The following is a 9835-nucleotide window of genomic DNA, read 5'->3' on the forward strand; positions in this document are numbered from 1 at the left end:
ACAAGCCGGACATGAGCAAGCTGATCCCGCATGGTGTGCAGGGCGCGCAGTCGCACATCACCCTGAACGATGAGCAGGTCGCGAACGCGAAGGCGCCGCCGCCATCGGCGGACGGCTCGGCCTCTGGCAGGACGGCGACCCGCTCGCGTGCGGTGACGACGACCTGGCGCGGGCCCACCCGCTGACCCGGGTGTACGCGCGGACGCAGCCGGAGCAGAAACTCGACATCATCGCCGGGTTGCAGTCCCAGGGCCACGTGGTGGCGATGACCGGCGACGGGGTCAACGACGCCCCGGCGCTGCGCCGGGCCGACATCGGGGTGGCCATGGGCGGCGGCACCGAGGTGGCCCGGCAGGCCGCCGACCTGGTGCTCGTCGACGACGACCTCTCCACCGTGGCGACCGCGATCGGCGAGGGCCGCCGGATCTATGCCAACATCCGCCGCTTCCTGCGCTACGCCCTGTCCGGCGGGGTCGCCGAGATCGCGGTGATGCTGCTCGGCCCGCTGTTCGGACTGGCCGTGCCGCTGCTGCCGGCGCAGATCCTCTGGGTCAACCTGCTCACCCACGGAGTGCCCGGGGTGGCGCTGGGCGCGGAGCCGGCGGAGCCCGACATCCTGCGCCGCGCGCCCCGTTCCCCGCAGGAGTCGGTGCTCGGCGCCGGGCTGGGCCGCGACGTGCTGGTCACCGGTGGACTGATCGCGGCCGTGGTGCTCGGCGCCGGGGTGCTCGCCGCGCAGTGGGACCGTCCCTGGCAGTCGGTGGTGTTCGTGGTGCTGGGTCTGGCGCAGCTCGGCGTCGCGCTCGCGGTACGGGTGCCCCGCACAGGTGACGCGCGGCACCGCAACCCGGCCCTGCTGGCCGCCGTGGCGGTCTCGGCGGTGCTGCAGCTGGCCGGCGTGCTGCTGCCGCCGCTGCGGGGGCTGCTCGGCACCGAGCCACTGGGCGCGGTGGAACTGCTGGCCTGTGCCGCGCTGAGCACACTGCCCGGCCTGGTGCTGCGCTTGACCCGCGGCAGGACGCCCGGCGCCACCGGGCGGTCGGTATCGGGCGGCCCCGGCGGCGCGACCGCGCCCGCCACCGGTGGCGAGGAGGCCGGGATGGAATCGAGTGGAGCGGCAATCAGAGGGAGTGAGTTGGCATGACCGGCGACAGTGGCACCCCGATCCTGGTGGGCGTCGACGGTTCAGCGATCGCGCTCGACGCGGTCCGGGCCGCCGCGCGGAGCGCGGCACTGCGGCAACGACCGCTGCGGATCGTGCACGCGTTCATCTGGCCGCTGTTGCGCGTACCGGTCGGCCCGGACCCCAGCGGCCCGGCCACGGGCGGCTTGCGTCACGAGGCCGAGCGGTACGTCGCCGAGGCGGTGGCCGAGGCCGGCAAGGTCGCCCCCTCTGTGCCGGTCACCGGCGCGGTTGTCGGCGTCGGCGACGAACGCCCGCTGTCGGGCCCGGGCCGCGGCCAACCGGTCCAGCATGTCGTTCAGGGTGATCGCCAGCCGGTGGATCTCGTCCCGGGCCGCCGGTACGGGCAGTCGGCCCGGCCCGGCCCGGTCGGTGATCTCGGCGGCGCCCCGGCGCAGCGCCTCCACCGGGCGCAGCGTCGCCCCGACCACCCGCCAGGCGACCACGGCCAGCCCGGCGACCAGCAGCGGAAAGCCCACCAGCAGCAGGGTGCGGACCACGTGCAGGCTGTGCCGGACGTCGGTCATCGACTTGGCGACCAGCACGGTGAGCGGGTCGCCGGGACCGCCGGTCGGCACCGTCACCACCCGCACCGGCCCGGTGAGCCCGACCCGCCGCCCGTCCACCACCAGGCGCTGGCGCTGCCCGGCGCGGAGCTGGTCGGCCCGCAGCATCGGCACCAGCCGGTCGGCGTCGATGGAGGCGGCCCGGATCCGCCCCTGGCCGTCGAGCACCTGCACCCGCAACTGGCCGCCGGCGACCGGCAGCGGGTCGGGCAGGGCGTCGGAATCGGCCAGCAGCGCCACCGCGTCGGCGGTACGCAACGCCTCGGCGTCGACCGAGCGTTGCAACGTCCAGCCGAGCGCGCCGAGCAGCAGGGTGCCGCCGAGCGCGAGCCCGACGCACAGTCCGGCCACCCCGATCACCAGCAGCCGGGCGCGCAGGCTGAGCGTTAACAGGGGGCCCTTCCTATACCGCAGGCGATAGAAAGGGGCCCTTCCTTTCGTCGTCATGTGGCCAGCCGGTAGCCGGCGCCGCGGACCGTCTCGAGGCGGTCCCGGCCGATCTTGCGGCGCAGGTAGCCGACGTAGACCTCGACGGCGTTCGGCGCGGTGTCCAGGCTGGCGTCCCAGACGTGGTCCAGCAGTTCGGTCTTGGAGACCACCTCGCCGGCCCGGCGCATCAGGTAGTCGAGCAGGGCGTACTCGCGGGCGGTCAAAGTGACCTCGGCGTCGGCCCGGGTGACCCGCCGCCGCGCCGGATCCAGTCGCAGGTCACCGACGGCCAGCACGGTCGGGCGTTGCGGCGCGCCCCGGCGCAGCAGCGCCCGCAGCCGGGCCAGCAGCACCACGTACGAGAACGGCTTGGTCAGGTAGTCGTCGGCGCCGCAGTCCAGCCCGTCGGCCTGGTCGTACTCCCCGTCCTTGGCCGACAGCATGAGCACCGGCAGCCAGCGTTCCTCGGCGCGCAGCCGGCGCACCACCTCGTACCCGGAGAGGCCGGGGAGCATCACGTCGAGGATCATGGCGTCGTATTCGCCGTGCCGGGCGGCGTCCAGGCCGGCCGGGCCGGTGGACTCGACGTCCACCGCGAACCCCTCCGCCTGCAGGCCCCGCCGCAGCGCGGCCGCCAGCCGCGACTCGTCCTCCACCACCAGCAACCGCACCCGTCCAGGGTGCCACCAGGCGACACCCCCTAGGGAATCTCCTCAGCGCGTTCACAGCGGCCGGGATGCAGCATTACCGTCAGGAGGTGTCCACCATGTCCGTACTGAAGAACCGAGCGGCGCTGCGCTGGCTGGTCCCGGTGACCGCGGGGGTCGTCGTGATCGGTGGCGGGGTCGCTGTCGGCACGTTCGCCGCCACCGCCGATCCGGCCCTGCCCCCACGTACCGCCGCGCAACTCCTGGAGGACCTGCGCACGTCACGGCTGGACGGCCTGTCCGGCACCGTGGTGCAGCGGGCCGACCTCGGGCTGCCGCCGCTGGCCAACCTGGCCGGCATGGCCGGCGGCGGCGAGCTGACCAGCCTCATCAGCGGCACCCACACCCTGCGGGTCTGGTACGCGGGTCCGGAGCGGCAGCGGCTGGCCCTCGTCGACACGCTCGGCGAGCGGGACGTGCTGCGCAACGGCCACGACCTGTGGACCTGGAGCAGCCGGACCAACACCGGGTCGCACCGGACGCTGCCGGCCGGCGACGCGGACCTGTCGGCGGCGCCGGCCACCCCGGCCGACGCCGCCGATCGGGCCCTCGCGGCGATCGACCCGAGCACCGCGGTGACCGTCGGCCGCTCCGCCACCGTCGCCGGGCGCAGCGTGTACGAGCTGGTGCTCACCCCGCGCGACAAGGATTCCCTGGTGCACCAGGTGCGGATCGCGCTGGACGCCGAGGAGCACGTGCCGCTGCGGTTCGAGGTGCTCGCCGACGGCGCCGACGAACCGGCCTTCGAGGTGGCCTTCACCCAGGTGGACTTCCGCACCCCGGACGCGGACCAGTTCCGGTTCAACCCGCCGGCCGGGGTGACCATGACCGAGGAGAAGGCGGGCTCGCCCGGCCGGCACGCGCCCACCGACCGGCGGCCGGACGGCTCGGACGTGCGTACCGTCGGGACCGGCTGGACCACCGTGCTGGTGGCGCGGCTCGACCAGGCCGGTAAGGCGGGCGGCGCCGACGCCACGGCGCTGCCGCGCGACACCGGCCGGGGTGGCCCGGCGGGCGGCGCGGCCCCCGACGTGGCCGGGCTGCTGGGCGCGCTGCCGAAGGTGAGCGGGGACTGGGGCAGCGGTCGGCTGCTCACCTCGAAGCTGTTCAGCGTGCTGCTCACCGACGACGGCCGGGTGCTGGCCGGGCTGGTCACCCCGGAGCGGCTCTACCAGGTGGCCAAGGGCTGAGACAGGCGCATCCCTCGGGGGCCCGGTCGGCGAATGCCGGCCGGGCCCCCGCTGCTGTGGTGGGTGCCGCGGCGCGGCGGTGTGACGTGGTCGCGGGCGGTCGGGCAGGCTTGGTCCGGCGCTGCGCCACGCGGTATCTTTTGCAGTTCAAACACAAAAGGAACGGCAATTAAGGCCATTCCTGAGCCGATTTTAGCAATTGAGGAGCCGGCTTGTCAACGCACTCCGACGTATCGGGTGAGCTGCACCAGGATGACGAGATCGGTCGCGAGCAGGAGTACGTCTCGATGCTCTACGACCGGCTGGACGGCATGCGCGAGCAGGCCGGCCGCCGGCTCACCGAGGAGCTGCGCAACACCGGCGGCACCCAGCAGGCCCGCTCCCAGCGGGACTCCGCCGTCGGGATGTACGCCGAGCAGGTCGAGCGGTTCGCCGCGGTGGAGAGCGGGCTCTGCTTCGGCCGGCTCGACGGCGACGACGGCTCCCGCCGCTACATCGGCCGGATCGGCATCTTCGACACCGGCGGCGACTACGACCCGCTGCTGATGGACTGGCGTGCCCCGGCCGCCCGGGCGTTCTACCTGGCCACCGCCGCCAACCCGCAGGGCGTACGGCGAAGGCGGCACCTGCGCACCCGTGAGCGGAAGGTCACCGGGCTCAACGACGAGGTGCTGGACATCGCCGCCGCCTCCCCCACCGCGCACGAGGAACTGACCGGCGAGGCGTCCCTGCTCGCCGCGCTGAACGCCGGGCGCACCGGCCGGATGCGGGACATCGTCGAGACCATCCAGGCCGAGCAGGACCGGATCATCCGGGCCGAACTGCCCGGGGTCATGGTGGTGCAGGGCGGGCCCGGCACGGGCAAGACCGCGGTGGCGCTGCACCGGGCCGCGTACCTGCTCTACACCCACCGGGAGCAGCTCTCCACCCGGGGCGTGCTGCTGGTCGGCCCGAACGCCACCTTCCTGCGCTACATCTCTCAGGTGCTCCCGGCGCTGGCCGAGACCGGTGTGCTGCTGCGTACCCAGGCGGACCTCTTCCCCGGGGTGAGCGCCCGGCGCACCGAACCGGCCGGGACCGCGGCGCTGAAGGGGCGCACGGTCATGGCCGAGGTGCTGGCGAACGCGGTCCGGGACCGGCAGTGGGTGCCGGACGAGCCGCTGGAGATCGAACTGCCGCAGCGGGAGATCCTGACCGTGGACCCGGAGGTGGTCCGGCAGGCCCGGGAGCGGGCCCGCCGCTCGCAGCGCCCGCACAACCTGGCCCGGGCGCTGTTCGACATCGAGATCGTGCACGCGCTCGCCGCCCAGGTCGCCGAGCGGATCGGCGCCGACCCGCTGGGCGGGGAGAACCTGCTCTCCGAGGCCGACGTCGCGGAGATCCGCCGGGAACTGCGCGAGGAGCCCGAGGTCCGCGCCGCGCTGGACCAGCTGTGGCCGGTGCTCACCCCGCAGCGCCTGCTCGCCGACCTGTACGCCGACCGGGACCGGATCGCCGCCGCCGCGCCGATGCTCACCGAGGCCGAGCGGGCGCTGCTGCACCGCGAGCCGGGTGGCTGGACGCCGGCCGACGTGCCACTGCTGGACGAGGCGGCCGAACTGCTCGGTGAGGACGAGCGGGCCGCCGTCGCCCGCCGCGAGCGGTTGCGCGCCCTGGAGCGCGAGTACGCCGAGGGCGTGCTGGAGATCTGGCGCGGTTCCCGCTCCATCGACGTGGAGGACGAGGCCGACGGCGGTGAGATCCTCGGCGTCACCGACCTGATCGACGCCGACCGGTTGTCCGAGCGGCAGGAGGACGCCGAGCGGCTGACCACCGCCCAGCGGGCCGCCGCCGACCGGAGCTGGGCCTTCGGGCACGTCATCGTCGACGAGGCGCAGGAGCTGTCGCCCATGGCGTGGCGGCTGCTGATGCGGCGCTGCCCGAGCCGGTCGATGACCATCGTCGGGGACGTGGCGCAGACCGGCGCCCTCTCCGGCACGCCGTCCTGGGCCGAGGCGCTGGAGCCGTACGTGGCGGACCGGTGGCGGCTGGAGGAGCTGACCGTCAGCTATCGCACCCCGGCCGAGATCATGGCGGTCGCCGCCGGCGTGCTCACCGAGATCGACCCCGCGTTGCGCCCGCCCCGCTCGGTACGCGCCAGCGGCGTGCCGCCGTGGGACCGTACCGTCGCGGTGGACCGGCTCGCCGCGGAGCTGGTCGAGGCGACGGCGCGCGAGGCGGACGGCCTGGCCGACGGGCGGCTCGGGGTGATCGTCCCCGGTGGACGGGTGGCCGAACTGGGCGCGGCCGTCGTCGCCGCGCTGCCGGAGGCCGCCGTCGGCGAGCAGCCGGAGCTGGCCAACCGGGTGGTGGTGCTCACCACCGAACAGGCCAAGGGCCTGGAGTTCGACTCGGTGCTGGTGGTCGAGCCCGACCGGATCGTCGCGGAGTCCCCGCGCGGCCACAGCGACCTCTACGTCGCCCTCACCCGCGCCACCCAGCGACTCGGCATCCTCCGCGCCGCCTGAGCGCGCGCCGGACACGGAACGTGGTGGCCCTCCCGCCGGGGAAGGCCACCACGTCGTCGTCGGGTCAGCCCGGGTTGGCGCCCTCGTCGGTGAAGTTGCCGACCTGGCTGCCGCTCGACGAGGCGTCGCTGGTCGAGCCGCCGGCCGGGGTGCTCAGGCCGCCGGTCGTGGCGTCCCCGGTGGTGGTCGGCGCCACCTTCCCCGGGTGCCGTTCCGGCTGCCGGGCGATCCGGCGCGCGCTGGCCGGGCCGGCGGTGCCGCCGGTCGTGGTGACCGCACCCTGACCACGGGTCGGCCCGCCGTCGCGGAGGACGTTCGGGTCCACCGGGGTGTGCGCCGGGTCGTCCGGATCCTCCTCCTGGATCACCCGCGTCACGTCGGTCTGCGGCACGGTGACCTCGTCGAGCGCGCCCTCGCCGTACACCCCGCCGGCGACCCGCTCCTCGGCCCGGCGGGCGGCGTCCTGCCGCATGTCGTCCTCACGCACGTCAACCACCTCGCAGATTTCTCGGGATCCGCCATGCGTGCCCGGCGGCTGCCGGCCCAAACCGGCGGGGGCGCGGCCGGCCGGCCGGGTGCCCCGTCCGTGCCCCGCTGTCCGGTTCGGCGGCCCTCTCCCGGAGCTGCTGCTATTCGGCCGACCGTCGGTGTTACCTCGCCCCGGGGGTCGGGTAGTCGGGGGGTGTCCCCGCCATGAACGCGAACCGTGCCGTGGCCGAAACGCGGTAGCGGGGCGAGGGAGTGCAGGGTACGACTCATCAAATCCTGAGGAGGAGCCGATGAGCACGCAGGCTGCATCCACCAGGCCGATGAACCGGCCGGCGCCCGACGTCCAGAACCGGGCGGCCATGCAGGAAACCCCGACCCGCCCGATGCCGATGTACGACGGGCACCGGGAAGAGCGGGTGATGCAGGCGCCGGGGTCGGAGACGAAGCAGTCGTTTCTGACCACCGAGTTCTGGGTCTACCTGGCGGCCGTCGCGGGTGTGATCGTGGCGTCCTACCTGGTCGGCAAGAACTCGGTCGGCGTGGACATCTTCCGCGCCCCGCAGGCCTGGTTCTTCATCACGCTGCTGACCATCGGTTACCTGGGTAGCCGGGGTCTCGCCAAGGCCGGTAGCGCCTTCCGCAGCAGCGAGGAGCGCAGGGCCCGGCACTGAGTGAGCACCAGCTGAGAGCGACGACGGCCCCGGAGACCTTCCGGGGCCGTCGTCCTACGTCCTGTCCGCCTACTCGAAGTCGCCGCCGAAGTCGCCGAAGTCGCCCTCGAACGCGTCCTCGATCAGCTCGCCGGCGACCAGACCACCGGCCACGCCCAGCGCCGCGCCCGCCACCATGCCACCCATGCCCGGGCCACGGTGACCATGGTGGCCGCCGGGGTAGCCGTGCGGGGCGCCGAAGCCCTGGGCGCGCAGGTTGCCGTAGCGCGAGGTGGTCTCCCGCAGCCAGCCGTCCACCACCTGGACCCAGTCGGTCCGGTCCGCGTCGGCGTGCGGTACGGCGTACCGGCCGAAGACGTCGTGGCCGGGGCTGAGGAAGCCGCCCCGCTTGTCGCACTCCAGGATCACGTCGACGCCCCGCTGGCTGGTCACGAAGGTCAGCTCGACCTCGTTGACCGCCTGCGCGTACTGGGGCGCGGCGAAGAACTCGATCTCCTGGTAGAACGGCAGCGTCTGCTGCACGCCGTGCAGGTGACCGCGCTCCAGGTCGGCGTGCTTGAACCGGAAGCCGAGGGCCTGGAAGGCGTCGAGGATCCGCTCGTGGATCGGCAGCGGGTGCACCGCGACCTGGTCCAGGTCGCTCTGGTCCACCGCCCGGGCCACGGCCAGCTCGGTCCGCAGCCCCATCGTCATGCCGTGCAGCCGCTGGCCGTACACGTCGGTGACCGGGGTCTCCCAGGGCACCGGGAGCTGGAACGGGATCGACAGCTGCTGCTTCGGGGCCAGCTCGAACGGTCCGCTGACCGGCATCCGGTGGAACTCAATGATGCCGGCGTACTCGGAGTCGCCGCTCTCGATCTCCACCCGGGTGACCAGGCCGACGGCGAGGTGCTCGATCCGGGCCGGCGCGTCGCCGCCGATCAGGTTGACGTGCCCGTCGAGGGCCAGGCCGGGGCGGGTGTTGGGGTTGGTGAGGACCGTGTCGACGCTCGGGCCGCCCACCCCGAACGCGCTCAGCATCTTCTTGAAGACCATCGGCACTCCCGCTTCCACCGTCGGCACGCTCCACCGTGGAGCGCGCGGGGCCACGAAGGGGACCCTAACCTGCACAGCTGTGAAGTGTCTGTGAGCAAGGAGCGGAGCAGGTCAGTCGGTTTCGACGACGACGAGCTCGCCGACCTGCTCGCCGATCTGGCGGCGGGCCTCGGGCGGCAGGCCGCCGTCGGTGATCAGGACGTCCGCCTCCGCCAGCGGAGCGATGGTGGCGATGCCGATGGTCTCCCACTTGGTGTGGTCGGCGAGCACGACCAGCCGCCGGGCGGCGCCGATCAGTCGCTTGTTGACCGCCGCCTCCAGCAGGTTCGGCGTGGTGAACCCGGTGCGCGGGCTCATCCCGTGCACCCCGAGGAAGAGCAGGTCGACGTTGAGGGCGGCGATCGCCGCCTCGGCGACCGGCCCGGTGAGCGCGTCCGAGGGCGTACGGATGCCGCCGGTGAGGACGACGGTCTGGTCCGGGCGCGGGTTCTGGTACAGCACGTCGGCCACCGGGATCGAGTTGGTGACCACGGTGAGGCCGCGCACGTCGGCCAGCCGCCCGGCGAGCGCCGCGGTGGTGGTGCCGGCGGAGAGCGCGATGGCCATGCCCGGCTCGACCAGCCCGGCGGCCCGTTCGGCGATGGCCCGCTTCTCGGCCTGCTGCCGGATCGACTTGGCGGCGAAGCCCGGCTCGTCGGCCGAGCCGGGGCCGGCGAGGGTCGCTCCCCCGTGGACCTTGTCGACCAGGCCGCGTTCGGCGAGCACCTCGAGGTCCCGGCGGATGGTCATGTCGGACACGCCGAAGCGGCTGACCAGGTGGCTGACCCGGACCCCGCCGCGCTGCCGGATCAGCTCCAGGATGGCGCTCTGCCGTTGCTGGGCGAGCATCAGACCTCCTCCTCCCGGACCACCGCCACCTCGCCGGCCGGGACGACCAGCTCGCCGGCGCACCGGCCGCCGCCGAGCAGTTCGGCGCCGGTGACGGCGAGGCGGGCCTCGGCCTCGGTGTGGTTGATGACGAAGAGCCAGCTGCGCCCGTCGTCGGCCCGGCGGCGGAC

Annotated in this window: 9 protein-coding genes and 3 pseudogenes; 6 read left to right on the forward strand and 6 right to left on the reverse strand. The window is 74.0% G+C overall.

Annotated elements, in window-relative coordinates:
- From ACWEVO_RS18965 to ACWEVO_RS18975, 3 genes and pseudogenes are all read left to right on the forward strand, one after another.
- Positions 1-185: pseudogene (locus ACWEVO_RS18965) on the forward strand (hypothetical protein); the annotation flags it as partial.
- Positions 186-190: 5 nt separating this feature from the next.
- Positions 191-1144 carry an HAD-IC family P-type ATPase gene (locus ACWEVO_RS18970; RefSeq protein WP_452308843.1) on the forward strand — a complete coding sequence of 318 codons (954 nt, stop codon included), beginning with the start codon at positions 191-193 and terminating at the stop codon, positions 1142-1144.
- Positions 1141-1419: pseudogene (locus ACWEVO_RS18975) on the forward strand (universal stress protein); the annotation flags it as partial. The gene ACWEVO_RS18970 and the pseudogene ACWEVO_RS18975, both read left to right, overlap by 4 nt.
- On the opposite strand, the pseudogene ACWEVO_RS18980 reads toward ACWEVO_RS18975, so the two are convergent.
- A pseudogene (locus ACWEVO_RS18980) lies at positions 1420-2196 on the reverse strand (HAMP domain-containing protein); the annotation flags it as partial.
- Positions 2193-2849, reverse strand: a complete 657-nt coding sequence (locus ACWEVO_RS18985; protein WP_452308844.1) for a response regulator transcription factor — start codon at positions 2847-2849, stop codon at positions 2193-2195. The gene ACWEVO_RS18985 and the pseudogene ACWEVO_RS18980, both read right to left, overlap by 4 nt.
- A 95-nt stretch (positions 2850-2944) precedes the next feature.
- Between ACWEVO_RS18985 and ACWEVO_RS18990 the strand changes: the two genes are divergently transcribed.
- A complete protein-coding gene (locus tag ACWEVO_RS18990) occupies positions 2945-4075 on the forward strand; it encodes a LolA family protein (protein ID WP_452308845.1) in 1131 nt (376 codons plus the stop codon).
- 287 nt (positions 4076-4362) lie between these two features.
- The gene (locus tag ACWEVO_RS18995) at positions 4363-6582 is read left to right on the forward strand and encodes a HelD family protein (protein WP_452308849.1); all 2220 of its coding nucleotides are present in this window, start codon (positions 4363-4365) and stop codon (positions 6580-6582) included.
- Between the two features lie 64 nt (positions 6583-6646).
- Here ACWEVO_RS18995 and ACWEVO_RS19000 read toward each other — a convergent pair whose 3' ends face one another.
- Positions 6647-7069, reverse strand: a complete 423-nt coding sequence (locus tag ACWEVO_RS19000; RefSeq protein WP_452308846.1) for a hypothetical protein — start codon at positions 7067-7069, stop codon at positions 6647-6649.
- Between the two features lie 292 nt (positions 7070-7361).
- Here ACWEVO_RS19000 and ACWEVO_RS19005 point away from each other — a divergent pair, with 292 nt between their 5' ends.
- On the forward strand, positions 7362-7742 hold the full coding sequence (locus ACWEVO_RS19005) for a hypothetical protein (RefSeq protein WP_452308847.1): 381 nt from the start codon (positions 7362-7364) through the stop codon (positions 7740-7742).
- 69 nt (positions 7743-7811) lie between these two features.
- Here ACWEVO_RS19005 and ACWEVO_RS19010 read toward each other — a convergent pair whose 3' ends face one another.
- From ACWEVO_RS19010 to ACWEVO_RS19020, 3 genes are all read right to left on the reverse strand, one after another.
- Complete coding sequence (locus ACWEVO_RS19010) at positions 7812-8777, reverse strand: sporulation protein (protein ID WP_452308850.1); 966 nt, start codon at positions 8775-8777, stop codon at positions 7812-7814.
- Positions 8778-8888: 111 nt separating this feature from the next.
- A complete protein-coding gene (locus ACWEVO_RS19015) occupies positions 8889-9665 on the reverse strand; it encodes a DeoR/GlpR family DNA-binding transcription regulator (RefSeq protein ID WP_452308848.1) in 777 nt (258 codons plus the stop codon).
- On the reverse strand, positions 9665-9793 hold the full coding sequence (locus tag ACWEVO_RS19020; RefSeq protein WP_452308851.1) for a Beta-galactosidase C-terminal domain: 129 nt from the start codon (positions 9791-9793) through the stop codon (positions 9665-9667). Before ACWEVO_RS19020 ends, ACWEVO_RS19015 begins: the two co-directional genes overlap by 1 nt.
- Positions 9794-9835: the final 42 nt, after the last annotated feature.

Source organism: Micromonospora sp. NPDC003776 (assembly GCF_053605645.1).

Bases quoted from the DNA above. Each gene is read 5' to 3' on its own strand.
- ACWEVO_RS18990 (WP_452308845.1), top strand. From the start codon at position 2,945: ATGTCCGTACTGAAGAACCGAGCGGCGCTGCGCTGGCTGGTCCCGGTG.
- ACWEVO_RS18995 (WP_452308849.1), top strand. From the start codon at position 4,363: ATGCTCTACGACCGGCTGGACGGCATGCGCGAGCAGGCCGGCCGCCGG.
- ACWEVO_RS19005 (WP_452308847.1), top strand. From the start codon at position 7,362: ATGAGCACGCAGGCTGCATCCACCAGGCCGATGAACCGGCCGGCGCCC.
- ACWEVO_RS19010 (WP_452308850.1), bottom strand. From the start codon at position 8,777: ATGGTCTTCAAGAAGATGCTGAGCGCGTTCGGGGTGGGCGGCCCGAGC.
- ACWEVO_RS19015 (WP_452308848.1), bottom strand. From the start codon at position 9,665: ATGCTCGCCCAGCAACGGCAGAGCGCCATCCTGGAGCTGATCCGGCAG.